Source organism: Halalkalibacter urbisdiaboli (genome assembly GCF_002156385.1).
In the GTDB taxonomy this organism is placed as follows: Bacteria; Bacillota; Bacilli; order Bacillales; family Bacillaceae_D; genus Halalkalibacter_A; species Halalkalibacter_A urbisdiaboli.
This window is the reverse complement of sequence record NZ_MVJM01000002.1, coordinates 559,451-585,785: the sequence shown is the minus strand read 5'-3', so window position 1 is coordinate 585,785 and position 26,335 is coordinate 559,451. Positions and strand designations below refer to the sequence as shown.

The 26,335-nt window shown below is 38.7% G+C and carries 28 protein-coding genes and 2 tRNA genes; 24 read left to right on the top strand and 6 right to left on the bottom strand.

Features of this window, described 5'->3' with window-relative positions; all coding sequences use genetic code 11:
* The first annotated feature begins 23 nt into the window (after positions 1-23).
* The 7 genes from B1R93_RS10695 to B1R93_RS10665 all read left to right on the top strand — a co-directional run bounded on the left by B1R93_RS10695 (position 24) and on the right by B1R93_RS10665 (position 7,883).
* Positions 24-1,517 (top strand): leucyl aminopeptidase, encoded by a 1,494-nt coding sequence (locus B1R93_RS10695; protein WP_088103959.1) that lies wholly within the window; start codon positions 24-26, stop codon positions 1,515-1,517.
* Positions 1,518-1,983: 466 nt separating this feature from the next.
* On the top strand, positions 1,984-2,493 hold the full coding sequence (locus B1R93_RS10690) for a TRAP transporter small permease (RefSeq protein WP_342587527.1): 510 nt from the start codon (positions 1,984-1,986) through the stop codon (positions 2,491-2,493).
* A gap of 56 nt (positions 2,494-2,549) precedes the next feature.
* On the top strand, positions 2,550-3,827 hold the full coding sequence (locus tag B1R93_RS10685; RefSeq protein ID WP_088103957.1) for a TRAP transporter large permease: 1,278 nt from the start codon (positions 2,550-2,552) through the stop codon (positions 3,825-3,827).
* Positions 3,828-3,863: 36 nt separating this feature from the next.
* Positions 3,864-4,985 carry a DctP family TRAP transporter solute-binding subunit gene (locus B1R93_RS10680; RefSeq protein WP_088103956.1) on the top strand — a complete coding sequence of 374 codons (1,122 nt, stop codon included), beginning with the start codon at positions 3,864-3,866 and terminating at the stop codon, positions 4,983-4,985.
* A gap of 295 nt (positions 4,986-5,280) precedes the next feature.
* The gene (locus B1R93_RS10675) at positions 5,281-6,600 is read left to right on the top strand and encodes a Na+/H+ antiporter family protein (RefSeq protein ID WP_088103955.1); all 1,320 of its coding nucleotides are present in this window, start codon (positions 5,281-5,283) and stop codon (positions 6,598-6,600) included.
* A 72-nt stretch (positions 6,601-6,672) separates the two neighbouring features.
* Positions 6,673-7,284, top strand: coding sequence for a hypothetical protein (locus B1R93_RS10670; protein ID WP_088103954.1), 612 nt, complete (start codon positions 6,673-6,675; stop codon positions 7,282-7,284).
* A 164-nt stretch (positions 7,285-7,448) separates the two neighbouring features.
* Positions 7,449-7,883, top strand: coding sequence for an RDD family protein (locus tag B1R93_RS10665; protein ID WP_088103953.1), 435 nt, complete (start codon positions 7,449-7,451; stop codon positions 7,881-7,883).
* Positions 7,884-7,951: 68 nt separating this feature from the next.
* Here B1R93_RS10665 and B1R93_RS10660 read toward each other — a convergent pair whose 3' ends face one another.
* Both B1R93_RS10660 and B1R93_RS10655 read right to left on the bottom strand, forming a co-directional pair.
* A complete protein-coding gene (locus B1R93_RS10660) occupies positions 7,952-8,224 on the bottom strand; it encodes an HU family DNA-binding protein (RefSeq protein ID WP_088103952.1) in 273 nt (90 codons plus the stop codon).
* 85 nt (positions 8,225-8,309) lie between these two features.
* On the bottom strand, positions 8,310-9,128 hold the full coding sequence (locus B1R93_RS10655) for a YihY/virulence factor BrkB family protein (RefSeq protein WP_088103951.1): 819 nt from the start codon (positions 9,126-9,128) through the stop codon (positions 8,310-8,312).
* A gap of 134 nt (positions 9,129-9,262) precedes the next feature.
* Here B1R93_RS10655 and B1R93_RS10650 point away from each other — a divergent pair, with 134 nt between their 5' ends.
* Together B1R93_RS10650 and B1R93_RS10645 are read left to right on the top strand one after the other, a co-directional pair.
* Positions 9,263-9,676 carry a hypothetical protein gene (locus B1R93_RS10650; protein ID WP_088103950.1) on the top strand — a complete coding sequence of 138 codons (414 nt, stop codon included), beginning with the start codon at positions 9,263-9,265 and terminating at the stop codon, positions 9,674-9,676.
* A gap of 90 nt (positions 9,677-9,766) precedes the next feature.
* On the top strand, positions 9,767-10,240 hold the full coding sequence (locus tag B1R93_RS10645) for an S-ribosylhomocysteine lyase (RefSeq protein WP_088103949.1): 474 nt from the start codon (positions 9,767-9,769) through the stop codon (positions 10,238-10,240).
* Positions 10,241-10,291: 51 nt separating this feature from the next.
* Here B1R93_RS10645 and B1R93_RS10640 read toward each other — a convergent pair whose 3' ends face one another.
* Positions 10,292-10,855: a cysteine hydrolase family protein gene (locus B1R93_RS10640; protein ID WP_088103948.1), complete on the bottom strand. Its 564-nt coding sequence runs from the start codon at positions 10,853-10,855 to the stop codon at positions 10,292-10,294.
* 120 nt (positions 10,856-10,975) lie between these two features.
* Here B1R93_RS10640 and B1R93_RS10635 point away from each other — a divergent pair, with 120 nt between their 5' ends.
* From B1R93_RS10635 to yugI, 5 genes are all read left to right on the top strand, one after another.
* On the top strand, positions 10,976-11,473 hold the full coding sequence (locus B1R93_RS10635; RefSeq protein WP_088103947.1) for an Lrp/AsnC family transcriptional regulator: 498 nt from the start codon (positions 10,976-10,978) through the stop codon (positions 11,471-11,473).
* Positions 11,470-12,651 (top strand): aminotransferase, encoded by a 1,182-nt coding sequence (locus B1R93_RS10630; protein WP_207634147.1) that lies wholly within the window; start codon positions 11,470-11,472, stop codon positions 12,649-12,651. The genes B1R93_RS10635 and B1R93_RS10630 overlap by 4 nt, the downstream gene beginning before the upstream one ends.
* A gap of 250 nt (positions 12,652-12,901) precedes the next feature.
* On the top strand, positions 12,902-13,684 hold the full coding sequence (gene thiM / locus B1R93_RS10625) for a hydroxyethylthiazole kinase (protein WP_133058654.1): 783 nt from the start codon (positions 12,902-12,904) through the stop codon (positions 13,682-13,684).
* Between the two features lie 20 nt (positions 13,685-13,704).
* A complete protein-coding gene (locus B1R93_RS10620) occupies positions 13,705-14,850 on the top strand; it encodes a DEAD/DEAH box helicase (RefSeq protein WP_088103946.1) in 1,146 nt (381 codons plus the stop codon).
* A gap of 436 nt (positions 14,851-15,286) precedes the next feature.
* Positions 15,287-15,706, top strand: coding sequence for a S1 domain-containing post-transcriptional regulator GSP13 (yugI, locus tag B1R93_RS10615; RefSeq protein WP_088103945.1), 420 nt, complete (start codon positions 15,287-15,289; stop codon positions 15,704-15,706).
* A 72-nt stretch (positions 15,707-15,778) separates the two neighbouring features.
* Here the strand turns inward: yugI and B1R93_RS10610 are convergent, their stop codons facing one another.
* Positions 15,779-16,006 (bottom strand): DUF378 domain-containing protein, encoded by a 228-nt coding sequence (locus B1R93_RS10610; RefSeq protein WP_088103944.1) that lies wholly within the window; start codon positions 16,004-16,006, stop codon positions 15,779-15,781.
* 186 nt (positions 16,007-16,192) lie between these two features.
* On the opposite strand from B1R93_RS10610, the gene B1R93_RS10605 reads away from it, so the two are divergent.
* From B1R93_RS10605 to B1R93_RS10580, 6 genes are all read left to right on the top strand, one after another.
* Positions 16,193-17,356 carry an iron-containing alcohol dehydrogenase gene (locus B1R93_RS10605; RefSeq protein WP_088103943.1) on the top strand — a complete coding sequence of 388 codons (1,164 nt, stop codon included), beginning with the start codon at positions 16,193-16,195 and terminating at the stop codon, positions 17,354-17,356.
* A gap of 143 nt (positions 17,357-17,499) precedes the next feature.
* Positions 17,500-18,849, top strand: coding sequence for a glucose-6-phosphate isomerase (locus B1R93_RS10600; RefSeq protein WP_088103942.1), 1,350 nt, complete (start codon positions 17,500-17,502; stop codon positions 18,847-18,849).
* Positions 18,850-19,147: 298 nt separating this feature from the next.
* Positions 19,148-19,570, top strand: a complete 423-nt coding sequence (locus B1R93_RS10595) for a YugN-like family protein (protein WP_088103941.1) — start codon at positions 19,148-19,150, stop codon at positions 19,568-19,570.
* Between the two features lie 153 nt (positions 19,571-19,723).
* A complete protein-coding gene (locus tag B1R93_RS10590) occupies positions 19,724-20,860 on the top strand; it encodes an MFS transporter (protein ID WP_088103940.1) in 1,137 nt (378 codons plus the stop codon).
* A gap of 334 nt (positions 20,861-21,194) precedes the next feature.
* Entirely contained in the window at positions 21,195-21,881 is a 687-nt protein-coding gene (locus tag B1R93_RS10585; protein WP_088103939.1) for a rhamnogalacturonan acetylesterase, read from the top strand.
* A gap of 249 nt (positions 21,882-22,130) precedes the next feature.
* Positions 22,131-22,203: transfer RNA gene (locus tag B1R93_RS10580), tRNA-Ala, on the top strand.
* A 325-nt stretch (positions 22,204-22,528) separates the two neighbouring features.
* On the opposite strand, the gene B1R93_RS10575 is transcribed toward B1R93_RS10580, so the two are convergent.
* Positions 22,529-23,008 (bottom strand): winged helix-turn-helix transcriptional regulator, encoded by a 480-nt coding sequence (locus B1R93_RS10575; RefSeq protein WP_088103938.1) that lies wholly within the window; start codon positions 23,006-23,008, stop codon positions 22,529-22,531.
* A gap of 81 nt (positions 23,009-23,089) precedes the next feature.
* On the opposite strand from B1R93_RS10575, the gene B1R93_RS10570 reads away from it, so the two are divergent.
* From B1R93_RS10570 to B1R93_RS10560, 3 genes are all read left to right on the top strand, one after another.
* Positions 23,090-23,392, top strand: a complete 303-nt coding sequence (locus tag B1R93_RS10570; protein ID WP_088103937.1) for a YciI family protein — start codon at positions 23,090-23,092, stop codon at positions 23,390-23,392.
* 1 nt (position 23,393) lies between these two features.
* Positions 23,394-23,861 carry a DinB family protein gene (locus B1R93_RS10565; RefSeq protein WP_088103936.1) on the top strand — a complete coding sequence of 156 codons (468 nt, stop codon included), beginning with the start codon at positions 23,394-23,396 and terminating at the stop codon, positions 23,859-23,861.
* Positions 23,861-23,944 (top strand) — tRNA-Ala (locus tag B1R93_RS10560). Before B1R93_RS10565 ends, B1R93_RS10560 begins: the two co-directional genes overlap by 1 nt.
* 312 nt (positions 23,945-24,256) lie before the next feature.
* Here the strand turns inward: B1R93_RS10560 and B1R93_RS10555 are convergent.
* A complete protein-coding gene (locus tag B1R93_RS10555) occupies positions 24,257-24,874 on the bottom strand; it encodes a TetR/AcrR family transcriptional regulator (RefSeq protein WP_088103935.1) in 618 nt (205 codons plus the stop codon).
* Between the two features lie 179 nt (positions 24,875-25,053).
* Between B1R93_RS10555 and B1R93_RS10550 the strand changes: the two genes are divergently transcribed.
* A complete protein-coding gene (locus tag B1R93_RS10550) occupies positions 25,054-25,839 on the top strand; it encodes an SDR family NAD(P)-dependent oxidoreductase (RefSeq protein ID WP_088103934.1) in 786 nt (261 codons plus the stop codon).
* The last annotated feature ends 496 nt before the right edge of the window (positions 25,840-26,335 follow it).

The following is a 26,335-nucleotide window of genomic DNA, read 5'->3' as shown; positions in this document are numbered from 1 at the left end:
TAATAGGAGAGGAGTGGCGAAAAATGTTTACAATTAAATATCAACAAATGAGGGATCCAAAACACGATGTCATTGTGATTGGATTAGCGGATAAAGGTCCATACCGACAGAGCATTGAAGAAATCGATAAGGCGTTAAAGGGTCACTTAAAAGAGCTGAAAAAGCAGAGGCAGCTTTCTACAAAGCATGGAGAGATTACGAAAATCTTTACACTCGGTTTACTTAAAGCAAAAACGGTTTATGTAATAGGTTTAGGGCAAGCTAAACAGTTAGATAGAACTAAGCTTCGACATTTAATCGCTAAGGTTGGACGCCAATTGCGAAAGGATAAAATCACCGATGTTGGATTTTATATCGATACATTTTTAGTGGAGCATATGAACACTGAGGATATAGGGTTTGTAATAGGAGAAACGATAGCGCTTAGTACGTACGATGTGACTAAATATAAAGAAAAATCAAATGCGATAGAGCAGAAGCTTTCCTATGTCTCTCTATATGGTTTAGATTTAGAACAGGGTGAGAAATCTACTTTCACGGGGCAAGTTTTTGGGCAGGGTACGAATTATGCGAGAGATTTAATTAACCTTCCCGGTAATCTACTAACGCCGTCAGATTTAGCTGATGAATCTAGAAAGCTAGCCGAGAGGCATGGCTTTGAACTCGACATTTTAGAGCAGGGCGATATGGAGCAATTAGGGATGGGAGCATTACTCGCCGTATCAGCAGGAAGTAACCAGCCTCCTAAAATGATTGTGTTGAAATATCAAGGTCAAAAGCAATGGAATGAAGTAATTGGCTTAGTTGGGAAAGGTGTTACCTTTGATTCAGGAGGGTTATCTTTAAAATCACGGGAAAACATGCATAAAATGAAAATGGATATGGGAGGAGCTGCGGCGGTTTTAGGAGCAATGGATATCATTGGTACATTAAAACCAACTGTCAATGTTGTCGTGGTGATTCCGGCAACTGAAAATGTCATAAATGGCTCGGCATTAAAACCAGGTGATGTTATTCGTGCGATGAATGGTAAAACCATTGAAGTTAAAAACACTGACGCAGAAGGGAGGTTAATCTTAGCGGATGGAATGACCTTTGCCAAACAATTAGGAGCTAATTATTTAATAGATGTCGCAACGTTAACGGGTGCTGTTTTAGTGGCATTAGGGGACTGCATGACTGGTGCGGTTTCAAATAACGCAGAGCTTAAAGATTCCATTTTAGAGGCTGCATCTGAAACAGATGAAGGGGTATGGTTTTTTCCTAATGCGAAGCCTTATCGAGAGATGTTAAAAACAAGTGAGGTCGCTGATTTGAATAATGCCCCAGGTCGTTTAGCAGGTAGTATTACGGCAGGGCTATTTGTTGGTGAATTTGCGGAAGGGTCGCCGTGGGTGCATTTAGACATTGCAGGCACAGCATGGCGCGAAACGGCTTCTGACGATGGGCCAGCTGGTGGAACTGGTGTGATGGTTAGAACTTTAGCAAAAACAGTTTTAAATTTTGAGGAAGATTAAAAGATGGAAAAAACGAGAATAAGTGAAAGTATGATTTAAATGAGAGAAAAGGTAAAAAAATAGGATGGTAATTATATATAGGGATAGTTGTATAAAGTTGACAAAACCTCTACAAGAAGAGCTTTGTAGAGGTTTTACTGTAATTACTTTCAAACGTAATCCAAGAAAAGTCCAGTTTATCTTGGATAACATTTATTCATATATTGTTTCATTACTCATAGGGTAATAGAAAAGATTTTGAATGGGGGGATGAAGGATTATTGAAGAAATTGGCGGAGTTAAGAGGATATAAACAGATTAGCTATTTAAAAGCAACAGAGCCTGTTTTTTAATCGTTCATCCTAAAATAAGCAAGAGAATGACGTTTGAGATAGGATGAGATTTCCAGTAAGCTTTTAAGTAACCGATTTTAAAAAACTTTCAAAACCCTATAAATTTGAAAGAGGGGAGGAAGAAAGTATTGAAAGTGCTAAGGATGCTTGACCGTGGATTAATGAAAGCGGAAGAACATATATTAAGCTATTCCATTATCCTAATTGCGTTTATGGTAGTAGGCAATGTATTAAGTCGAGCTATTGTTGGTAGTGGTTGGGCATATACACAAGAAATTAGTCGGTTTGCGGTGACGGTTGCAACCTTTATGGGTATAAGCTATGCCGCAAGAAAAGGCCGTCATATTAGTATGTCAGCATTTTTTGATTTGGCTCCTTATCCTATAAGAAAAGGCTTATCCATTCTTATTCCAGCTCTTACTTCATTCGTTTTACTTATTTTAGCTTTCTTTGCATATGAATACTTTATGTCTTTATATGAATCAAAGAGAACGACGACAGCAATGGAAATGCCGGTTTACTTTATGGCTGTAGTTGTTCCAATTGGGTTCATTTTTGGAGCCATTCAATTTTTACGAAATATGTGGATTAATATTAAAGAAAAAGAAGTGTACTTAGCGCAAGATAAAAAGGATTATTCATAATGAAATTTATTTTCGGAATGTTCCGAATAAATTATTGAGACTGAGGGGAACAGACAATGGTAGCTACAATGTTTACGATTATGATTGTGCTTCTTGCCCTTGGCTTTCCGATGATGATACCTATGTTAGCTGCATCGATTGTTGTGTTTATATTTTATATGCCAAACGTTGAACCGATGTTTCTCATTCAACAAATGATGGAAGGGATTTCCTCATATGTGCTATTAGCGGTTCCGTTGTTTATCTTTGCAGCTGATATTATGTCGACAGGGAAGACGTCAAAGAGATTACTAGACTTTGTCGGGGCGTTTATTGGTCATCTTCGTGGAGGTTATGCAATTACGACTGCAGCTGCTTGTACGTTATTTGGTTCGATATCAGGTTCCACACAGGCAACGGTTGTTGCAATTGGGAAACCGATGCGTAAGCGTCTATTATCAGTAGGGTATAAAGATTCAAGTGCGATTGCATTAATCATTAATGCGAGTGATGTTGCTTTACTCATTCCACCTAGTATCGGAATGATTATCTATGCTCTTGCTGCACCGCGCGTTTCAGTAGGAGATTTATTTATAGCGGGAATTGGCCCAGGGATCCTTGTTTTCGTTATGTTTGCTATGTATAGCTACATTCATGCGAAAATTTATAAGATTCCTCTAGCAGACAAATTGAGTTGGCAGGAAAGAAGAACAGCAACGGTAAAGGCATTATTACCTTTAGGCTTTCCAGTTATTATTGTTGGTGGTATATATTTAGGCTGGTTTACACCGACAGAAGCAGCAGGTATTTCCGTTTTATATGCGTTAATTCTTGAACTATTAATATATCGAACGATAAAACTACCAGATGTACCGAAAATAGCACTTTCTTCTGGATTAGTAACATCAGCTGTGTTTATTCTTGTGGCAGCTGGTCAAGCATTTTCGTGGTTAATTTCTTTTGCGAGAATACCGCAAATGTTTTCAGAGGCTGTGATGGGCGCTGACCCTACTGCATTACAAGTGCTTTTCATCGTTGCTATTTTCTTCTTTATTGGCTGTATGTTTGTCGATCCTATTGTTGTTATTTTAATTTTAACACCAATTTTCACACCGATTGCCGCTCAAGCAGGAGTGGATCCTATACATTTGGGCGTTGTTATTGTATTCCAGGCAGCTTTAGGTTCAGCAACACCACCTTTTGGAGTCGATATATTTACCGCGAGCGCAGTCTTTAATAAATCGTACTTAGATGTTATTAGGGGAACACCACCTTATATTTTGATTTTACTTATTGCTGGGGTGTTAATTATATTATTTGAGGACATTTCACTCTTTTTACTAAAGTGGATGTAATGTTCTTGAAATATAGAATTTTACAGGGGGTATTTGATGTTATTTAAAAAATGGAAAACAGTAAGTTTAGTAGGTGCTTTAACATTTGCTCTAACAGCATGTGGAGGAAGTGACGATGTAGGTGGAGATGAACAGGTAGAGCCAGATACTGATCCTGCAACTGAGGAAAATAACGATGCTGGTTCAGATGAAGCAGCTATCGAGGGCTCCTATGATTGGCGTTTTGTTACAGAGGAGATGCAAGGTCAAGTGCAGTATGAGTATGCCGCTGAATTTGCTGAGAAGCTAAATGAAAAGTCTGGTGGAGCGATTAATGTTGAAGTCTATGAATTCGGTGGTCTTGGAAGTGAGGTTGACCAAGCAGAGCAGTTACAGATGGGGGCAGTCGAGTTTGCCATTATGTCTCCAGGATTTGTTGGTGGGACAGTTAAAGAAAGTCAAGTGTTCGCATTACACTACTTATTTCCAGATGATTTAGAAAAGACACAAGAAATTTTAAACACAAGTGAAGCATTAAATACACAGTTAGTAGGTATTTTTGAATCTCATGGCATTAAACCACTTGCATTCTGGACTGAAGGTGCAATGCAATGGACTGGTAGCAGAGAATTACGCACACCAGCAGATTTTGAAGGCTTTAAAATGCGTACACAAGCATCACCATTAATTCAAGAATCATATCGTGCATATGGCGCTGCGCCTGAAGAATTAAGCTGGGCTGAACTATACACGGCTTTAGACCGTGGTGTTGTTGAAGGACAAGAAAACCCAATCTTCTTTATTGAAGATGAATCTTTCCATGAAGTACAAGATCATATGACGATTTCGAACCACAACAACTATGTAGCGATGACAACAGTAAACCCAACATTCTATAATGGGCTACCAGATGAGGTTCGTGCGATTATTGATGAAACAGTTGAAGAAATGCGTCCAGTAGCGTTTGAAATGCAAAAGGAAATGAATGAAAGCTTACTAGATTCAATTAAAGAAAACGAAGATACACCAACAGCGGTTATCGAGTTAACTGAAGAAGAGCGCGAGGCATTCCGTGAGCTAGCTTTACCGGTTAGAGATTACTTCAAAAATGAAGTGGTTGGCGAAGAAGGCCGTGAAATGTTTGAACTGCTTGAACAAGAAATCGCTGCACAACAATAAGCTAATATGAAAAGCGTCCGAGAAGGGCGCTTTTTTTTGCCGGATAAGAAAGTAGAAAAATCATGAAAGTAATTCAGGAGAGAGGGAGTGAATTCAAAGAAGTGCGCTGGTTCCATATGTCGCATTTAAGAAAGAGCGGCAGAGTCGCTTTTCTTAATCAGAGGGTTGTTTTAATGAAATAATGCTTTAATACAGTAAAGCGTATATTTGACAAGCTCTTATTGGAAATGATATTTTTGTATAGTTTTTTAGAAGGTTTTTAATGTACTAGAATAAAAAAGGGGAGTTGTTAATAGTGAATGCTGTATTAATTGCGGTTATTCTTATGTTAGTGCTAAGTCTATTAAGGGTACATGTAGTTCTTGCCTTAATCGTAGGTGCACTTGCAGGTGGATTAATTGGAGGGCTTGGAGTTGAACAAACGATTACGGTTTTTAGTGAAGGGCTTGGCGGTAGTGCGACGGTTGCTTTAAGCTATGCTTTGCTAGGAGCGTTTGCTGTGGCGATTGCGCGAACAGGTCTACCAGATGTAATGGTTAATTATGTGATTCGTCTAGTTGGAAGAAAAAATGATACAAAAAAGCAAACCGTATCAAAGGCATTAATCTTCTTCCTTATTTTAGTTATTTCCTGTTTTTCACAAAATGTAATTCCGATTCATATTGCATTTATTCCGATTCTTATTCCACCTATTTTAAAGCTGTTAAATGAACTAGGGGTTGACCGACGCGCTATCGCTTCAATTATGACCTTTGGTTTAACGGCTCCGTATATCTTCTTACCGTACGGATTTGGTTCAATTTTTCATGGCATTGTAGTCGATAATATTGTAGAAAATGGACTAACTGTTGACCGAGCAGCTCTTCCTTATGCGATGGCAATTCCGACGTTAGGACTTGTAGCTGGTCTACTTGTAGCTGTTTTTGTTAGTTATCGAAAAAAACGTGTGTATGAAAACAAGGCTGTTGTTGGGGAAAGAGAGAACGTTCAACCAGCAACAAAGGCATCGGTTATCGCTGCAGTAGTAGCCATTGTTGTTACACTAATTATTCAAACGTTAACTGATTCAATGATCTTAGCGGGGCTTTCTGGAATAATTATTCTTATGGTTACTCGTTCGTTAAAATGGAATGAAGCTGATTCAGTTGTGACGGATGGGATGAAAATGATGGCATTTATTGGTTTCGTTATGCTGTCAGCTTCTGGTTTCGCAGCGGTTATTCGTGAGACAGGTCATGTAGATACACTCGTTGAATTAGTATCAGTAATGGTTGGGGAAAATCAGGCAATCGCTGCATTGTTTATGCTAATCGTTGGCTTATTTATTACAATGGGGATTGGTTCTTCCTTCTCGACGATACCAATTATCGCTACATTATTCGTGCCTTTAGGGCTAGCGGTTGGCTTTAGTCCAATAGCAATCATTGCTTTAATTGGTACTGCAGGTGCTTTAGGTGACGCAGGTGCCCCAGCATCTGACAGCACACTTGGACCGACTGCTGGTTTAAATGCGGACGGTCAACATCATCATATATGGGATACATGTGTACCGACCTTTCTTCATTTTAATATTCCGTTGCTGATTTTTGGATGGGTTGCAGCACTTATTCTTTAGAAATTTTAAAAAAACTGAAACTTTATCCGCTCCTCATTCGTCTACTATATAAAAGGGAAAATGGGGTATAAAATGAGGAAGTGGATACCGTTTTTATTGTTCACGTTCGTATCGTTGGTTGCTTGTCATGACTCCACTCTAGATGAGGAGCAGGTTCTCTATCATTATGATAAGTTTCTTCAGGATGCACGAGAGCTGTTTAGTCATCATGTGAAGGATGGTGACATTTATTATAATCAAAAATACCATACGCAAGAATCAATAGAACAATTTTTAAGTAATTATATGACTGAAACTGGGGTTAAAGCATTAATTAATGAATTATTTGTAGCTAAAGAAGGTAAATTAATTTATAAAGAACAATTCCAGCACTATTTACAGGATAGAAGACCAATTGGTTCCGAATATAGGGAGGATTACTATCACATTGTCCGTGAATCTGTTTTAAATCCTGGTCTTCGATTTGTTGATGGGGATGAGGTTGATATTCATGAGGAAAATGGGCTTATTTTAATTGAAGGTGAACAAATTCCTATATATTTTTATGATGAGACAAGCATGTATGCAAAGGAGCAATTTGGGCGATTTGGCTATCCATCCTTTGATCAACTTTCAATTTCTGTTTCTTTGGTCAAAGATGGCAGTGACTACTTAGTAGAACAATTTACAGTGAAGTCTTCCTAGAAAAGGCATATTGTTTACGAAGTAAACATAAAAAAGAAGAAATGAAAGCAATAGGAACGGATCTATTGCTTTCATTTGTTTTAAAGACTGCAATCCTTTTTAAAAACGTTTATAATGGAAGATGTTTGAATTCTGGATAGAATGAAAGGAGAGTAACAGCAAAGATGGTAAACAGACCTGCAGGCTTTTGGATTCGTTTAGGTGCACTTATTTTAGATGGATTACTTATTTCGCTATCGATTTATCTTATTGCGATGATTCTTGGCTTAGGAGATGAGGCAAGAGAGATTTTTCACGGGGTGGCGGATGTCCTCTATTCTCTTTTACTTCCTGTTTTTTGGTACGGTTATACGGTTGGGAAGAGGATTTGCGGGATTCGTATTGTGAAGCTTGACGGAAGCAACGTTGGTTTTGGTACAATGCTTTTACGCTATCTTGTGGCTGGATTTGTTTATGTCATTACACTTGGTATTGCTTTTATCGTTAGCGTCTTTATGGTTGCATTCCGTAAAGATAAACGAGGCGTCCATGACATGATTGCAAAGACATATGTCACATACGAAAAACCTCAAGATGTAAATCCTTATCAGGAAGCATAATATGTTGATTATTAGCAAGAGAGAGGGTAGAAACGGCATAACGCTCGTTCTATCCTCTCTTTTTTATGTTATTTTACAGCATCCTTTAGTTGTTTCCCTGCTTTAAATGCAGGAGTCTTTGTTGCAGCAATATCAATTTCTTCACCTGTTTGAGGGTTACGTCCTTTTCTCGCAGCACGTTCACGTACTTCAAAGTTTCCAAAGCCAATTAATTGTACAGTTTCACCTTGAGATAATGTCTCCGAAATTAACTCAAATACAGCATTTACAGCATTACCAGCATCTTTTTTTGATAGCTGAGTCCGTTCTGCCACTGCATTGACTAGTTCAGTTTTATTCATTTTATTTTTCATCTCCTCTTTAATTTCATATCATGCTGGTACCATCATGTCCGTTATTTTATGTTTTATACATCAAATAGAGGATTTATCGATTTTGTTGCTGTTTCTGATGATAAAGAATGGCATTGATTTCGCCACCGATCACTAGCATTAATCCTGTTAGAAAGAACCAAAGCATAAGAATAATAACGCCTCCTAAACTACCGTAGGTCGCTGTAAAGTTTCCAAAATTACTTACATAGGTTGAGAAGACGAAAGAAATGATTTGCCAACCGACTGTCGCGGTAATCGCCCCAATGATGACTTGCTTTAATTTTAATTTCACATTAGGGGCAATTAAGTACAGGAGCATTAAGAAAAAGGTCATCATTCCGATCCCGACAATCCATCTTAGTTTATGAAGTAAGTCAATCGTTTCTGGAGTTATAAAAAGCAGTCCTTCAATCGTGTGAATGATAATGTCTCCAAATACAGGGAGCAGCAAGGTCACAACGATGACAAGAATCATTCCGATAGTCATCATCATCGACACTAGTCGTAATAAAAAGAAGTTTCGTGTTTCTTCAATTTTATAAGAGCGATTAACCGCACGAATGAGAGCATTTAACCCGTTCGATGCAGCCCATATCGTAGCTAGGATACCGAAGGAGAGTAGTCCTCCTTTTGGCTCACTAATAACTTCAATAATCGTCGTAGTAAACAACTCGGCTAACTCTTCTGGAACATAATCGAGAATAAACGCTTGAACTTGTCCAACATCAAGATGGAAATAAGGAATAAGGGCAATAATGAAAATCATAAATGGAAATATTGAAAGCATGAAATAGTAGGCTAGCGTTGCTGCCCAATCTAAAATGGGATCGGTTTTAAGATGGTGAATCAATTCTTTTATAAAATAGGTCATGTCGTAATCATCCTTTATGTCTGAAATTAATCATCCGTTCTTTCATCATTCCCCTTCTTTCAAGTGAATCAAACTTGTGTATAATAAATAACAGATATTAGAATCAGTCGTTCGTTAGAAAGGGGGAGAAGATGATGACTTATAAAGCACAAGAGCCAAAGTTTCTTTGGTTAGTTTTGGCGATTATTACGTTAACGTATGCAAATGTTCTAGAGCTTCCTTGGGGATATGTAGCTTTTTTATTTTTAGCAATTTGTCTTGTAGCAACGATGATTGAATATCATCTTAAGATAGAAGAGGATAGAATAAGCTTTGACATTCGCTTCCTTAGAATTCTATTAAAGACCCGAGTCATCCATGCCGATGAAATGAAGGATATTCATGTTATTACATTAGGGAGCAAAAATATCGTCCTCGTAAACGTAAAAAAGGGAGTTCGTTTAAAACTACATCGGTTTCAACCTAAAACGTTTGCTAATGAGATGACAGAGTTCGCGGAGCGTCATAACATTTTGATTCATTCGACCGCAAAGAAGGTAAAGGCGTAAGGGAAATATCGGTAAATGAAATACTTAGACAGTCTCGGAGATTTTCGTTATACTTAACCCATTCATGAGATTTAAAAGGAGTGAAGGAAGTTGCCAACAGTAGAAAGTTTTGAATTAGACCATACGATTGTAAAGGCCCCTTATGTTCGTCATTGTGGTAAGCATAATGTAGGTACGGACGGGGAAGTGAATAAATTTGATATTCGTTTTTCACAACCGAATAAGCAAGCGATGAAGCCTGATGTGATTCACACAATGGAGCATTTACTTGCGTTAAACATTCGTCGTTTCGCTGAGGAGTATGACCATTTTGATGTGATTGATTTATCACCAATGGGATGTCAAACTGGCTTTTACTTAATTATGAGCGGGAATCCGAGTGTTGAGGAGATTATTGATGTATTAGAAAAAACAATGAACTATTCGATAGAGCTTACAGACGTTCCTGCTGCAACGGAAAAACAATGCGGTCAAGCAAAGCTCCATGACCTTGAAGGAGCAAAGCGTTTAATGAACTATTGGTTAGAGCATGACAAGGAATTTTTAAAGCAAGTATTTGCTTAAGTGTGAAAGGCCAGCGTGAGAGCTCATGCTGGCCTTTTTCTACATGCAGCTTTAGAAAGAAATCGTTTCAGATGGACGAATATCCGCCTTTAAAACGTTCTTCATTAAGTGTAGAGCTTGTTCATTAGCATCAGTCGTATTCGAGGCAATGCAATCGCGAGGAATTAGGAGTTTATAATCACGCATATAAGCATCATTGGCAGTAAACTGAACACACATATTTCCGGCTATTCCTGTTAAAATTAACGTATTGACCTTAAGGTGCTGCAATAGTAAATCAAGTGGTGTTGAAAAAAAGCCAGAGTAGGTTGGTTTGAGTATAAAGTAATCATGTTCATCGGGCTGTAGAAGCTGGGCAATCGGTTTTCCGCGTACATTCTTTTTTAAGCAATGATCAACAAGATGGCGGAAATCTGACTGCCATTTGCCGTAATTATCATTTACATAAATGACTGGAACCTCATGTTGTTTTGCTCGATTTTTTAAAGTGACAATCTTTTCTGCAACAGGATAAGCATGCTTGAATAAAAGTGTACCATCATGGAATTCCAAATCATTAATCATGTCAATAATGAGTAACGCGCAGGTTTGGTTACGATGAGACGTGGTTGACATCATGGCCATCACCTTTTTGCTATTTTTTTTCAAAAGGACATTCGTTCAAAACGTTCGATATGTTATGATAAACGAAATAAGCAGAATCCATACTCGCATTTTGCGAAAGGGGACAAAGAGATGGAGAGAAAGGCGATAGAATTGTTACAAATCATTGAGCGAAACGGAAGAATTAGTCTTCCAACCTTAGCAAAAATGATTGATTCAACAGAAGAAGAAGTAAAGAGCATGTTGCAAAAGCTTGAGGATGACAAAATTATTTTAAGTTATTCAGCTGTTATTGACTGGAGTAAAGTAAATGAGAGTGAAACAGTCATTGCCGTCATTGATGTTAAAGTAACGCCACAGCGCGGAGTAGGATTTGACGAAGTAGCGAAACGAATTTATCGATTCCCTGAAGTGAAAGCACTTTATCTTATGTCTGGGGCTTATGACTTATCGGTCGTGATTGAAGGCAAAACAATGTCTGAGACATCACGTTTTGTATCTGAGAAGCTTTCAACGATTGATTCAGTTATCTCAACCACAACTCATTTTCAGCTAAAGACGTATAAGCATGATGGAGTTGTGTTTGGAGAAGAGGGAGAAGAAGATAGAAGGATTGTGGTGACACCATGACAATACCATCAACGAAAAGAAGTTCGCGCTTATCGTCCCGTGTTCAGGCAATTCAACCATCGGGTATTCGTCGTTTTTTTGATCTTGCATCTAAGATGGATAATATTATTTCGCTAGGTGTTGGAGAACCTGATTTCGTAACCCCTTGGAATGTAAGGGAAGCAAGTATCTCATCAATGGAACGAGGCTTTACCTCTTATACAGCAAATGCTGGTTTAATTGAGTTACGTGAAGCCATTGCCAGTTATATGAGTTCGCGCTTTTCTGTAACTTATAATCCGGAAAATGAAATTCTTGTCACAGTTGGCGCAAGTGAGGCAATTGATATCGGGATGCGTGCCATTTTAGATCCTGGTGATGAGGTAATCGTCGTTGAGCCTAGCTTCGTTTCCTATGCTCCTCTTGTTTCGATGGCAGGTGGAGTTCCTATACCAGTTGGGACACGAATTGAGGATGACTTTAAAGTATCAGCTGCTCAAATTGAAAAAGCAATAACATCAAATACAAAGGCGATTATGCTGTGTTTCCCAAATAACCCAACAGGGGCTACAATGGGTGAAAAAGAGCTAAAAGAGGTTGCTCGTTTAGCAGAGCAGCATGATCTTATTGTGTTCTCGGATGAAATCTATGCAGAGTTAAGCTACGATGAAGATCATTTTAGCTTTGCTCGACTTGAAGGCATGAAGGATCGAACGATTTTAATTTCTGGTTTTTCAAAGGCGTTTGCCATGACAGGTTGGAGGCTTGGCTTTGTTCTGGCTCCACCGGATTTATTAGGAGCTATGCTTAAAATTCATCAGTATAGCTTAATGTGTGCACCGACAATGGCTCAATTTGGTGCTTTAGAGGCACTTAAGAGTGGAATGGATGACATTGAACGAATGAAGCAATCCTACAAGCAACGACGTAACTTCTTTGTTAAATCGTTTGCTGATATTGGGTTAACATGCCATACACCCGGAGGCGCATTTTATGCGTTCCCATCTATTACAAATACGGGATTAACGTCAGAGCAATTTGCGGAAAAGCTATTGATGGAAGAAAGAGTAGCTGTTGTTCCAGGGCATGTTTTTGGTGAAGGGGGCGAGGGACATATTCGCTGCTCCTATGCAACGTCCATGGATAACCTTGAGGAAGCTGTAAAAAGAATGCAACGCTTTTTGAAAAAATATCAATAATGTGTAAACCCCACAATGAGTACCTCTTATTTGTGGGGTTTTTTAGTCTTTCATAAAGATGCTTTTTCAGTCAACTAAAAAAAATGACAAGAGCTAGGCCCTTGTCTCAATTAGGGGGAATACGATTGTACTACTAGTATCTCCAGTATGAAGAAAATAATACATCTTGTTCATGAATTTGTTTTCTTCGCTAAAAAAAGGTAAGATTTTCATATGAATAACTGATGATAGGTGAAAGGCTGTGAATGATGTGAGATTAGAGCGAATCAGAAAGCAAAATCCACTAATACATTGCATGACGAATGTAGTTGTGACAAATTTTACGGCAAATGGATTGTTAGCACTAGGGGCTTCTCCGGTCATGGCTTATGCAAAGGAAGAAGTAGCGGATCTCGCAAGTGTTTCGGGGGCAGTTCTTTTAAACATTGGAACGTTATCAACCGAGCAAATTGAAGCAATGATTCTTGCTGGACAAGCTGCAAATAAAGCGGGAGTCCCCGTGATTCTCGATCCAGTTGGTTCTGGGGCAACTCCGTTTCGTACGGAAATGTGTAAACGGATCCTTTCTGAGGTGAAAGTATCAGTCCTTAGAGGAAATGCAGGAGAAATATCTTCGCTAATTGGTGAAGACGCAAATGTAAAAGGAGTCGACGGGGCAATGGAAGGAGACTCGATTGAACGTACAAAGCAAGCGGCAAAGCAATATAATTGTGTAGCAGTTGTAACAGGTGAGGTAGACGTGATTACAGATGGGTCGATTGTAAAAACAATTTACAATGGGCATCCATGGTTAACAAAAGTCGTTGGAACAGGATGTTTACTAGGTGCAATTGTAGCTGCATTTGTATCGATGAATCGTGAGGAGGCTGTTAATGCTGCTGCGGATGCAGTTGCCTTTTTCGGAATTGCAGGTGAAAAGGCCTTTTTAGAAGCGAATGATATCGGTCTTGGTACTTTTCAGGAGGCGCTTTTAAATCAGTTAGGAACGTTAACAGATCAAGATATTAACAATCTACGTAGAGACCAAATGTAACAAAAGGAAGAGGAAAAAAGATGAGTAAATTATTTAGTACGGAATATTTACCAGATTACTTAATTAAGGCATTACAGCAACAAAGTATTACAGAGCCTACAGATATACAGCAGAAAATGATACCAGAGGCTTTAGAAGGGCAAGACATTATTGCACGTTCGCAAACTGGCACAGGAAAAACACTTGCCTTTTTATTGCCAACCTTGAAAAAGATTGATCCTGCGAAAAAGGGTCTACAAGCACTTATCCTTGCTCCAACACAGGAATTAGCCATGCAGATTGTTGAAGTAGCGAAAACATTAACACAAGAGCAAGCGGTTGAGGTGGGATCATTTATTGGCGGTGCGAATATTAAACGTCAGCTTGAAAAGTTAAAAAAGCAAAAGCCGCAGCTTGCGGTTGGAACACCAGGTCGTATTTTAGAGCTTGTGGAAATGAAAAAGTTAAAACTTCATGAAGTTGATGTTGTAGCAGTTGATGAAGCGGACCGAATGATGGGAGAGCGTCCTTCTTGGGAAGCGTTAAAGCAAATTGCTAAACGAATTGGTCGTAACAAGCAATATTTATTTGTATCGGCAACCATTCCAGAAAACTTTACAGAACAGGTAGCAGACTTTGCTCCATTTGTTGTAAAACTTGAAGCAGAAGGTGGTCTATTACAAACTGAGCAGGTTGAGCATCTCTTCGTTCGTGTCAGTGAGCGAGAGAGAATCGACATGGCTAGAAAATTGATTCACGCTGAGGAAATTAAGAAAGGCATTCTATTTGTGAATCAATTGGAGAAGTTAGCTGAAACGACTGAAAAGTTAACGTTTAAAGGGATTAAAGCAGCTCCATTATCATCCGATAGCACGAAGCAAGAGCGTGAGCAGGCACTGCAGCAATTTCGTAAAGGGGATATACACATTTTAGTCGCAACAGATGTTGCTGCACGAGGATTGGATATTGACGATGTAACCCACATTATTCAGTTAAATCCGCCATCTAGTCCAGATAGTTATTTGCATCGTGCAGGACGCACCGGCCGGATGGGAAAAGAAGGAACGATTATTACCCTCATTGATGCAAGGGATGAGTATAAGGTAAACAAATATAAGCGAGATCTTGGTGTAGAGCTTGAAGAATGTCTTTTAAGTCATGGAAAGCTTACTAAGAAAAAAGAATAAACGCTGATGCTGAGGCCACTGAAAAACTACTTCTTGTAACTCAAAGAAGAAGTAATGGCTTCGCACGTTACGCGCCCTGCTATGAGAAACCCACTCAAAGCAGGGCTTTCAAAACTAGGCAACGGCTCCGCACATTACTTAAAGGGCACTGAAAAAGGAAACCCCCCCCTTTTTCAGTGCCTCTTATTAAGTAGCAATTGCTCCACACGTTGCTCTCCTGCTATGAGAAACCCACTCATAGTAGGCTTTTTAAAAAGATGGCAACAGCTCCGCACATTGCTTAGAGGGCATTGAAAAAATGAAAAGCATCCTTTTTCAGTGCCCTCAATAACTACCCTTTTTCATTGTAAAAAATAACCTACGACCGAGTTTTGCGTAAAGTGAAAACCTATGTTAATATTAAAAGGTTAAAAAATAGTTAGGAGATGTGTAATAGATGTCAAATTACGAAGTAGGCAGCATTGTAGAAGGAAAAGTAACGGGTATTAAGCCATTTGGTGCGTTCGTTGCCCTAGATGAACAAAAGCAAGGTTTAGTTCATATTTCGGAGGTAGCTCATGGATTCGTAAAGGATATCAATGATGTTCTTTCCGTTGGTGATGAAGTAAAGGTTAAGATTATGTCTGTTGAGGAGGGTTCTGGTAAAATCTCGTTATCAATTCGTGCGACTCAGGAAGCTCCTGAACGTCCAGCTCGTCCAAGCAAACCACGTAACACTGGTGGCGGTGGTGGTCGTAAGCCACAACAACAGCAACAGCAGCAACAAGGCTTTAATACATTAGAAGATAAATTAAAAGAATGGTTAAAGCAATCAAACGAAATTCAAGCGGACCTTAACAAGCGCGCAAAGAAATAAAGAATAACAAAAAACACCCGTTAGCGGGTGTTTTTTGTATACAATGACATGCCATAATGTCCAATTATTAAATTAACGCTGTGTCTCGGGGACACGTTCTAATTCTTCATCAGGTTTGAATAAAATTGAGATGCAGTATAGACCTGCCAACCCAACAATGGCATAAATGAAACGAGAGAAACCAGCCGCTTGACCACCGAAAATGGCAGCAACAAGGTCAAAACGGAAGAAACCGATTAATCCCCAGTTGATTGCACCAATAATGGCTAAGACAAGTGCTGTGCGTTGAATACCGCTCACACCATTCACCTCCGTTATAAGGGATTTGCACAACCATCGATGTGAGGGGTGTGCTTCGTTTATAGAATGAGATGTAAATGAATAATTTATGCTCTTTAATTACAGGAATCATTTGGAAGGTTTTTTACTATTAATGTAGAACATAAATAATGAGGTGTTTATGCTCATTATTTAGGAGGAACGATGATGAATTCTTTTACCTTTCATAACCCAACAAAGCTCATTTTTGGTGAAAATGAAACAAATAAATTAACGGAAGAACTTCTACATGTCGGAAAAAACATTTTACTAGTGTACGGAGGAGGCAGTATTAAACGTAATGGACTTTATGACCGTGTCATATCACAACTACAAGATCGTAATTCAATGATTGTTGAGCTTGCTGGTGTTGAACCAAATCCACGACTTTCAACCGTGAAAAAAGGGATTGAGCTTTGCCAGAACCATAATATTGATTTCATTCTTGCAGTCGGTGGCGGAAGTGTGATTGATGCGACTAAGGCAATTGCAGTTGGTGCAACAAATGAAGCGGATATTTGGGATATTATTACAAAGAAGAGTAAAGCAGAAAGTGCATTACCGTTTGGAACAGTTTTAACGCTGGCAGCAACAGGTTCAGAAATGAATGCAAACTCAGTTATTACAAACTGGGAGACAAAAGAGAAAATTGGGTGGTCAAGTCCTTATAATTTCCCGCTATTTTCAATTCTTGATCCTGTTAATACCCTTTCTGTTCCAGAAGATCAAACCGTATATGGAATTGTTGATATGATGAGTCATGTCCTTGAAGCGTATTTTCATCATACCGAAAATACGCCTTTGCAGGATCGTATTTGTGAATCGATATTACAAACGACAATTGAGGTCGGACCTGAGCTTGTCCGTAATCTAGATAACCTCAATTATCGTGAAACCATTTTATATTGTGGAACGATGGCATTGAACGGAATGACGTCAATGGGAACACGTGGTGATTGGGCTACTCATAATATTGAACATGCTGTTTCTGCTATTTATGATATCCCTCATGCTGGTGGATTAGCAATTTTATTTCCACATTGGTTAAGATACACGCTTGAAGAAAGAATCGAACGTCATGTCCAGCTAGCAACCCGTGTATTTCAGGTAGATCCAACAGGTAAAAGTGATCTTGAAATAGCCTTAAAGGGAATTGAGAAACTATCCTCTTTCTGGACGATATTAGGTGCACCTAATCGTTTGGCTCACTATGATATAGATGAATCTCAAATTGAAAAGATGGCCGAACTTGCAACGGCAACGGGTCATTTAGGTAATTTTAAAGCATTAAATAAGGAAGATGTCGTAAAGATTTTAACGTCAGCTTTGTAAATCAGCACGAGTCGATTGTTCAGGAAAGTTAAATAATTTAAAAAATAGAAACTTTTCCACTTTTCTAAGTTTGACTGCTTGATTCTTTCCCTTTCATTCGATAAAGTGATAATGATGGACAATACATAAGGAGGATTTTTTACATGGCTAAGGTGAAATTTGATTACTCGAAGGCGTTAACGTTTTTCGAACAACATGAAATCGATTATTTACAAGGTGCTGTTAAAGCAGCACATGAAGCTCTACATAACGGAACGGGTGCAGGGAGTGATTTTTTAGGTTGGATTGATTTACCTAAAAATTATGACAAAGAAGAATTTGCTAGAATCCAAGCTGCTGCAGAAAAAATTAAGGGTGATACAGATGTATTGCTTGTTATTGGTATTGGCGGCTCATACTTAGGTGCTAGAGCAGCGATTGAAGCACTAAATCATTCTTTCTATAATGTGCTTTCTAAGGAAGAACGCAAAGCACCTCAAGTGTTCTTCGTCGGAAATAACATTAGCTCAACATATGTAAAAGATTTATTCGACCTACTTGAAGGAAAAGATGTTTCTGTAAATGTTATTTCTAAATCGGGAACAACGACTGAACCAGCGATTGCATTCCGTATTTTCCGTGAGTTTCTTGAGAAGAAGTACGGTGTAGCTGAAGCAAGAAAGCGTATCTATGCAACAACTGATCGTGAAAAAGGTGCATTAAAAACAGTAGCTGACGAGGAAGGCTATGAATCGTTTGTCATTCCAGATGATGTAGGTGGACGTTTCTCCGTTCTTACTGCAGTTGGTCTTCTCCCAATTGCTGTTAGTGGGTTAGATATTGAAGCAATGATGAAGGGGGCAGCGGATGCGAGTGAAGACTTTAACAATCCGAACCTTTTAGAAAATGAAGCGTATCAATATGCAGCGGTACGTAACGCTTTATATAATAAAGGAAAAACAATTGAGCTGATGGTAAACTATGAGCCATCACTTCACTTCTTTTCTGAGTGGTGGAAGCAGCTATTTGGTGAGAGTGAAGGGAAGGATAACAAAGGTCTTTACCCAGCTTCTGTTGATTTTTCAACTGACCTCCACTCAATGGGACAATATGTTCAAGATGGACGTCGTGATTTATTCGAAACAATTATTAATGTAGAAAATGTTCGCGAAGAGATTACGATTGAAAAAGCTGAAAATGATCTTGATGGCTTAAATTATTTAGCTGGCGAGACGATGGACTTTGTTAATAAGAAAGCGTTCCAAGGTACGTTACTTGCACATACGGATGGTGGTGTACCAAATCTTATTGTCAATGTACCTGAATTAAATGAATACAATTTTGGCTATCTAGTGTATTTCTTTGAGAAGGCTTGCGGGATTAGTGGATACCTTCTTGGTGTTAATCCATTTGACCAGCCGGGAGTAGAAGCATATAAGAAAAATATGTTTGCACTTTTAGGTAAGCCAGGTTTCGAAGCTGAAAAAGCAGAACTAGAAAAGCGCCTAAAATAATATCGAACGGTGACTTATAAAGGTGAAAAATAGAGGTCGCTGAAAAGGGTGGATTTTCCTTTTCAGCGGCCTTTAAGTAATGTGCGTACCGTTGCCTGATTTTGAAAGGCTTGCTATGAATGGGTTTCTCATAGCAAGGCGCGTAACGTGTGGAGCCATTACCGCTTCCTCGAAATCCTTTTAAGGAGTTTTTCAGTACCCTCGAAAAATACCCTTTATGAGTTACCGTCTTTTACATAAAGAACATCCATCTAGGTCAAACTAAACCCAAGATAAAGTCAGGAAGGATGTGGATGGAATGTTTCCTTTGCAATCAGCGGTAGTCGGACAGCAATTTAAACTACAAGCACTCGAGGAAAAGCTAAAGCCACTTGGATATACAATTGGTGGCAATTGGGATTATGATCATGGCTATTTCGATTATAAAATTGATGAAAAGAACGGCTATACCTTCTTACGTCTTCCGTTTAAAGCAGTTGATGGTGAATTAGATCAAAGAGGTGTAACGGTAAGATTAGGGCAACCTTTATTATTAGATCATCAATACCAAGATAACCTTGATGATAATCCTGATGTTTTTAACGGTTTAGTAAGCATGACCTGGAATAGCTCGTTTAACCAATTTCAGGAGCCAAAAGATAAGGATGCGAAGGTTGATCCGAAATTTTTAACGATTGCAAATAGCCTTATTCAAGAATTAGAGTTAACGCTCATTTATTAAAGACGAGAACGTCCCCTTTAAATAATCATTACTTTTCAAACAAAATAATATAAAAAGTGCTATTGAAGGTTTAGCCTTAGTAGGCTAAGATGATATAGCGCTTACTTTTGTGTGAACGGGACAGGTATTTATTAATATTAAAGGGGACAGCACATGTTTCGGTTATCATTGTTTTTCTTTCTCTTATTTTCTTCCTTTGCGATCATGGGCGTTATTATGCCATTATATTTAAAGGCGAAGGGGTTATCTACTGAACAGGTAGGCTTAGTTATTGCGATGGGCTCGGTAATTGCTGTTGTTGGTCAACCTCTTTTCGGCTATGTTAGTGATAAGTTGAAATCAACAAAAAAGGTATTAATTGGTTTATTGTTGATTTCCTTACTCGTAAGCATCGTATATTATTCGGTAAATTCGTTTGCGCTATTATTAACATTTTTTATCATTCTTAATTTTTTCAAAAGCTCTACCGGACCACTTACTGAAAATATCACCATTGCCTATTCACAAAAGCATGACAAAAATTACGGTCTCATTCGTTTGTGGGGAGATGTAGGAGTAGGTACCGCATCCGTCATCGTTGGAACATTAGTCGGTATATTAGGACTGAATAAGCTTGGGTGGATGTACGGAACGATCATTATTGCTGCACTTTGCATAGCCTTCTTTTTAAAGGATGACCGTCCAGACAATGTTTCGCCAATATCCTTACAATCTATTAAACGTTTATTTTCAAATAAAGGCTATGTCTGGTTTTTATTTTTAGGGTTAATCATTTTTATGGCCCATCGGTTAAACGATAGCTTATTTTCAATATATCTTTCTGACTTAGGTGCATCAGAATCAAAAATCGGCTTATCATGGATGATTGCTGCTTTTTCATCATCACCTGTTTTCATCCTTGTCGCTTGGCTTGCAAAGAAATACCGCGAAATGACGCTTGTTTTTATTGGCGCATTGCTATTTTCTGTGAGATGGCTTTTATATGGTTTATTTCCAGACCCTGATATTCTCATTTATTTACAAGCTTTAAATAGTGTTTTTCCTGTTTTTATCGTTCCTGCCTTATTTTTAGTAACAAAAATTGTCCCGGCTGAAATTACAGCTACTGGTCAAACGATCTTTATTGCCGTCATTGTTGGAATTGGTGGAATGATTGGAAGTGCAGGCGGTGGCTGGTATATGGAGCATTTTGGTCCGCCGGCAACGTATATTACATGTAGCATCATTACCTTTATTGGGGCGATCCTATGTTTACTAACATTAATAAAACAAAAGCATAAAATGAGTTAGTTGCTGCTAACCACATACGATTAAGTAGCAAGTGCTTCGCTCATCGTTTTGGGGGTACTGAGAAGGTGAAAACCACCCTTTTTCAGTGCCTCTTATTAAGTAGCAATGGCTCCACATGTTGCTCGCCTGCTATGAGAAACCCATTCATAGCAGGCTTTTAAAAAAGTGGCAACGGTTCCGCACATTGCTTAGAGGGCATTGAAAAAGGGAAAAGCACCCTTTTTCAATGCCCTCTATTAAAAGGTGTGTTTTTTTGAGAAAGCAAAAATGTATAGTTGTTGGAAAAAGAATTTCGCGTTATTGTATTGATAACGCAAACAATAGGAGGTTTTTTATGAAGAGAGGGATTACATTATTTCTTGCTGGTGATTCAACAGTTGCTAATTACATCCCATCAGCAGCGCCAATGGCAGGCTGGGGACAATTTTTAGGTGATTTTTTTAAGGAAACCGTCACAATAAAAAATAAAGCGATTAATGGAAGAAGTTCGAAAAGCTTTATTGAAGAAGGAGTTCTAGACGAACTCTCAGAGGAAATCGGTGAGGGTGACTATTTATTTATTCAATTTGGTCATAATGATGCCAAGGAGGATGAAAGAAGAACAGAGCCCTACTCAACCTACCAACAGCATCTAAGTCAATATATTAAAGTTGCACGTAGCAAAGGCGCGATCCCTATTCTTTTTAGCTCTGTCGAACGAAGAAAGTTTAACAACGCCGGCGAGTTAGAGGAAACCCATGGTGATTACCCAAAAGCGATGGAGGAGCTTGCTAAAAAAGAAAATGTCCCGTTTGTTGATTTACGAATGAAAACTCGGGCATTATATGAATCTCTTGGTGCAGAGAAATCAAAAGAATTGTTCGTTTGGTTTAAACCGAATGAGCATCCGAATTACCAAGAGGGGATTCAGGATGACACTCACTTTCACGAAAAAGGTGCAGCTATTATTGCCAAGTTAGTTGTAGAAGGATTAAAGGAGTTACACCTGCCATTAACGGAGTATGTAAAGAGTGAAGAGTGAGTGGTTTGAAGCTAAAAAAAGCTATACATGGACTGGTTTTCGAGTGGATAAGGAAAAGAAGCGGATAAAGATTAGTAGATATCTTTAATAGCTATCAACTAAATGACCTTTTATGACTAGCCACTAATCAAGAATCTATGACTATATCGAAGTGGTCATCGTGCAAATAACAACGTTGTAATTTCAGTGGAAAAAGAAAGGACTTGCACCTTTCTTTTTCCTTGAATATAATAAAATAGTACTCATTACGGGGCATTAGCTCAGCTGGGAGAGCGTTTGGCTGGCAGCCAAAAGGTCAGCGGTTCGATCCCGCTATGCTCCATAAACACAAAACAGCCGATCCAAAAGGATTGGCTGTTTTTGTGTTTAATGATAGCTCAGGGAGAGAACTCCGGTGGGGGGCGTCCGCACGGACCGGAACGTAGTGGAGGGAGTACGAGATTCAAATCTACATTAACTGTTTGCCACGTCGATTAACACATTTTTAAACTACATATTGATTAGTAAGAGTGTTCTAATCAATATGCAGTGCTGATTTTATCTGTTTAATGAATTATGAAATTACCGTACATAACACGGAACCACGCTAATCTAATCTTAGAGTTTTTTTGTATGATGGAGCGTGCCCAGGGTTCGTACGCACATGTTTATTGGGATTGCTGCCTCTTCTTTAACTGCTCAATTACATTCCCCGGACCTGCAAATACAGATCCGCCATTTTTAACGGTTTCCTTTATCAATTGAATCAGACTTTCTTTATCTATTTGGACATCAGCCAACCACGCTTGGGCTTCTGATGTTTCAGGTTCATGCTTCGCCCCCCAAGCAGATAATTCGAATATGACTGGTATAAAATCCAATCCATCCTCGGTTAATTTATAAAGGTCTTTCCTTTTGTCTGTGGGATGGGGGTTCTTGGTGATTAATCCCATTGTCTCAAGACGGGATAAACGGTTAGTCAATATGTTTCTAGCAATCCCTTCATCCGATGCGAGGAATTCTCCGAATGTTTTCTTCCCCGTAAATATAATATCCCTGACGATTAACAGCGACCATGAATCACCTATTACATCAAGAGAAAATGAGATCGGGCAGTTGGAACGTCTGTTTGGCTTTAAATTTCTCATAGGTCCTCCCTTGACTTCATCGATTGATTATGATTATACTTAAATCAGTTTCAATATGCAACTGAATTTATGGAGGTGATTATGTTGGAATTTATGTTCGTGTATCGAGGAGGTATCGTTCCGGACGATCAGGTTGAGCAGAATGTTAGTGATTTATGGAAATGGCTCAACAACCTGAAGGAAAAAGGTTATGAGAAGTTTCGTTTTGCGGGAAATGGGCTTAAAATCGTTTCACAGTATTCGGTTAATGATTACTCTGGGGATGTATTCGGTGTTTCCATCATTGAAGCTGAATCTTTGGAAGAAGCGATTTCGTTAACAACTGATTGGCCGGAATTACAGTATGGCGGCAGAATAGAAATTGTAAGAGCGTTAGGTGATTGACTTGTCTGATGTTTATATCTTGAATTTGTTTGCAGATCTGCGAAAGCAAATGCTGAATGCAATATCCAGCTTGTCAAAAGGTCAACTTAATCACACTCCTAAAGGATTCAGTAATAACGTATTTTGGCAGATCGGGCATGTGCTGACGATTACGGACGAATTAATATTTACGTTGTCAGGTGATGGATCAAGAATACCAACGAGCTATAGAGCATACTTCATGACAGGTACAAGTCCCATAAGTTGGTCGGGAAAACCGCCAGATATAAATATTATTGTTAAGGAATTGGAAATACAAATGCTTGAAATTTATGAAAAGTATGATGGTAGGCTGGCGCAACCTGTTGATGATCAGAATAACTTTCTCCGAGCAAGCGTGATCGGAGAACTATTTTACGTGTTAATTGCTCATGAAAGCATGCATCTAGGAATGGTAAATGCGATGGTCAAAGTTTTGGAAATTGAGTAGAACATGGGCAGTGAAACTGATTATGGCGGGAGAGCGCTTCGCTGGCAGCGAAGAGGTCAGCGGTTCGATCCCGCTATGCTCCATACATAAGAAAAGCGTCACCACGGAATGTGGTGGCGCTTTTCTTATGTACAGCCTTACGAGGGGGAACAAACAGACGTGGCAAAGTTGTTTAAATGCTTGAGTTCGTTTGAACGACTACGGTGTGAACAAAGCAAGGCGTCATGATTTCAATATCCATTGGAGTTGGTCTAATCTATTTGATGTACAAGAAACCGTTCCTTTCGGTATACTTGGATGCTCGTCATGTCCATTTTACCAAGGAAAAGGTTTCTTTTTCTTTAAAAGCGAGGGTATCCCATTCTATGACACCCTCAATATTTTAATGTGGATGACTAATTAGAGCTTCGGAAGTAAGTGCGAATCAAATTTGTTACTGTTTTGTCATACAAGGCTTTTGTCGTTTCTAAACTTTCGATGTGGCCTCCAAGATAGAGGTGGATCACTCCGTGTAACGATGCCCATATAACATGAACAACTTGTAGGGGGTCTTTCTCAACGATGAGTCCTGCTTCAATTGTCTCTGTAATAATATTGATGAACTGCTGCAATGCTGTTATTGTGGCTTGTAAACTTTCATCCTCTGGCTTAAACTCACTAAAAGCTCCACCGAACATTAACATATAATAATTCGTATGGTTTAGTCCGAACTCCCAATAGGCTTCCATAAGTTCTCGAAGATATAGCTCCAGATTTTCTTGCCTTTTGACTGATTCGAACTTCTGAGCCAATAACATACAGCCTTTTATATATAGAAGTTTAATCAAACCATCCTTGTTGTTGAATAAATTATATATAACTTTGGTCGAACAGTTCATTTTTTCGGCAACTTTACGTATGGTGATTGCTTCAGGTCCATGTTCCTGTAGGATCATTGCTGCCGCTTCCACGATGATGTGTCTAAGGTTCTCGGCATGCTGTAGTTTTGATTCTTGATAGGTTTTGGGGTTCATTTGATCTCACCTTCAGAACTTTTAAATTATTCAAGAAAACGACGTTTTCACACATGTACTATATTGTATGATGCGTAACTAGTCAAATAAATTGACAAAAATCTCCCCCTTGGATACGATGATACCGTAAGGAAACAGTGTTTCTGAAAACAGAATAAAAATGTGAAAGGGTTGAAATTATGAAAGTGAATAACAAATGGACTCTTATTACAGGTGCTTCATCGGGTATTGGTGAAGTATTCGCACATGAATTTGCAGCAAAAGGGAGTCATCTGATCTTAACAGCTCGCTCAGAATCTAAGCTCAATGAGCTTGCACAGAAACTTAGGAAGAAACATGGAATTCAAACTGAAGTTATTGTCTCAGACCTGTCCAAAGAAAATACTCCTACAGAGATCTATCAGGCCTGTATTCGGCGAGGTTGTAGTGTTGATATATTAGTAAATAATGCTGGCTTTGCTACACATGGTTTTTTTGAGGAACAGTCTTTTGACAGAAATCATGATCAAATTATGCTTAATATTATGGCTCTCGTAAAACTGACTCATCTATTCTTACCGGAGATGTTGAGAAAGAGAAGTGGTACGGTCATTAATGTGGCGTCCACCGCAGCATTCCAACCCAATCCTTATATGGCTGTATATGGAGCTACTAAGGCTTTTGTACTCTCGTTTACCCAGGCATTATGGGAAGAAAATCGTAAACGTGGCGTTCAATTCCTTACTTTGTGTCCAGGTTCTACAGAAACAGCTTTCTTTGATAATGTAGGGACTAATGATGCGGTAGTGGGAAAGAAAGATAGCCCAAAGGATGTGGTAGATGTGGCATTTCGTTCACTTGGGACTAGTCGATCTTATGTCGTTGCAGGACGCATGAATTATCTAATCTCTCAAATAAATCGCTTCATTCCCAAAAAAGTAATGCTTCAAGTGGTCAGCGGTTTGATACGTCCAACCCATAAGTAAATAAATAACAACGTAACATTAAATGTAAGTGACTTGATGGAGATTGGGGCAGTGTAATTAACTATAGAGGAAGAGAGCTTACGGTTCGAGCCTACTATGATCCGTCTTACATACTTTGAACAATTTAAAAAACGACATGACCCTTGATTGGAGCAAGTCGTTTTTTTGTTGTATATATTCGAACTATAATAAAGAAATTCCTAAGTTCGAATTATTTAGCCTAGCTTTTAAAGGAGTTTCTCCATGTATTTCAAATTTAATCAACAGAGAAAAGTTTCCGAATGATATTCTAGTTTCAATGGGCTCACTCAATTTTTCGTCTAAATTCTGATGGTGACATTTTATATTGATTTCTAAATTAATTTATATCCGCAATGGTACACGGATAAAGATCCTGGAACGCTTTGTGAACAAGCTAGAAAATGCCGGATGAATTAGGTGGAAGTGGAAACCCATTCATAATGAGTGAATTGGTGGAGATGGATATTATGGACTA

Coding starts and splice junctions, on each gene's coding strand:
- B1R93_RS10695 (WP_088103959.1), top strand. CDS start 24: ATGTTTACAATTAAATATCAACAAATGAGGGATCCAAAACACGATGTC.
- B1R93_RS10685 (WP_088103957.1), top strand. CDS start 2,550: ATGGTAGCTACAATGTTTACGATTATGATTGTGCTTCTTGCCCTTGGC.
- B1R93_RS10680 (WP_088103956.1), top strand. CDS start 3,864: ATGTTATTTAAAAAATGGAAAACAGTAAGTTTAGTAGGTGCTTTAACA.
- B1R93_RS10670 (WP_088103954.1), top strand. CDS start 6,673: ATGAGGAAGTGGATACCGTTTTTATTGTTCACGTTCGTATCGTTGGTT.
- B1R93_RS10665 (WP_088103953.1), top strand. CDS start 7,449: ATGGTAAACAGACCTGCAGGCTTTTGGATTCGTTTAGGTGCACTTATT.
- B1R93_RS10660 (WP_088103952.1), bottom strand. CDS start 8,224: ATGAATAAAACTGAACTAGTCAATGCAGTGGCAGAACGGACTCAGCTA.
- B1R93_RS10655 (WP_088103951.1), bottom strand. CDS start 9,128: ATGACCTATTTTATAAAAGAATTGATTCACCATCTTAAAACCGATCCC.
- B1R93_RS10650 (WP_088103950.1), top strand. CDS start 9,263: ATGACTTATAAAGCACAAGAGCCAAAGTTTCTTTGGTTAGTTTTGGCG.
- B1R93_RS10640 (WP_088103948.1), bottom strand. CDS start 10,855: ATGTCAACCACGTCTCATCGTAACCAAACCTGCGCGTTACTCATTATT.
- B1R93_RS10635 (WP_088103947.1), top strand. CDS start 10,976: ATGGAGAGAAAGGCGATAGAATTGTTACAAATCATTGAGCGAAACGGA.
- B1R93_RS10630 (WP_207634147.1), top strand. CDS start 11,470: ATGACAATACCATCAACGAAAAGAAGTTCGCGCTTATCGTCCCGTGTT.
- B1R93_RS10620 (WP_088103946.1), top strand. CDS start 13,705: ATGAGTAAATTATTTAGTACGGAATATTTACCAGATTACTTAATTAAG.
- yugI (WP_088103945.1), top strand. CDS start 15,287: ATGTCAAATTACGAAGTAGGCAGCATTGTAGAAGGAAAAGTAACGGGT.
- B1R93_RS10605 (WP_088103943.1), top strand. CDS start 16,193: ATGAATTCTTTTACCTTTCATAACCCAACAAAGCTCATTTTTGGTGAA.
- B1R93_RS10600 (WP_088103942.1), top strand. CDS start 17,500: ATGGCTAAGGTGAAATTTGATTACTCGAAGGCGTTAACGTTTTTCGAA.
- B1R93_RS10595 (WP_088103941.1), top strand. CDS start 19,148: ATGTTTCCTTTGCAATCAGCGGTAGTCGGACAGCAATTTAAACTACAA.
- B1R93_RS10590 (WP_088103940.1), top strand. CDS start 19,724: ATGTTTCGGTTATCATTGTTTTTCTTTCTCTTATTTTCTTCCTTTGCG.
- B1R93_RS10585 (WP_088103939.1), top strand. CDS start 21,195: ATGAAGAGAGGGATTACATTATTTCTTGCTGGTGATTCAACAGTTGCT.
- B1R93_RS10575 (WP_088103938.1), bottom strand. CDS start 23,008: ATGAGAAATTTAAAGCCAAACAGACGTTCCAACTGCCCGATCTCATTT.
- B1R93_RS10570 (WP_088103937.1), top strand. CDS start 23,090: ATGTTGGAATTTATGTTCGTGTATCGAGGAGGTATCGTTCCGGACGAT.
- B1R93_RS10555 (WP_088103935.1), bottom strand. CDS start 24,874: ATGAACCCCAAAACCTATCAAGAATCAAAACTACAGCATGCCGAGAAC.
- B1R93_RS10550 (WP_088103934.1), top strand. CDS start 25,054: ATGAAAGTGAATAACAAATGGACTCTTATTACAGGTGCTTCATCGGGT.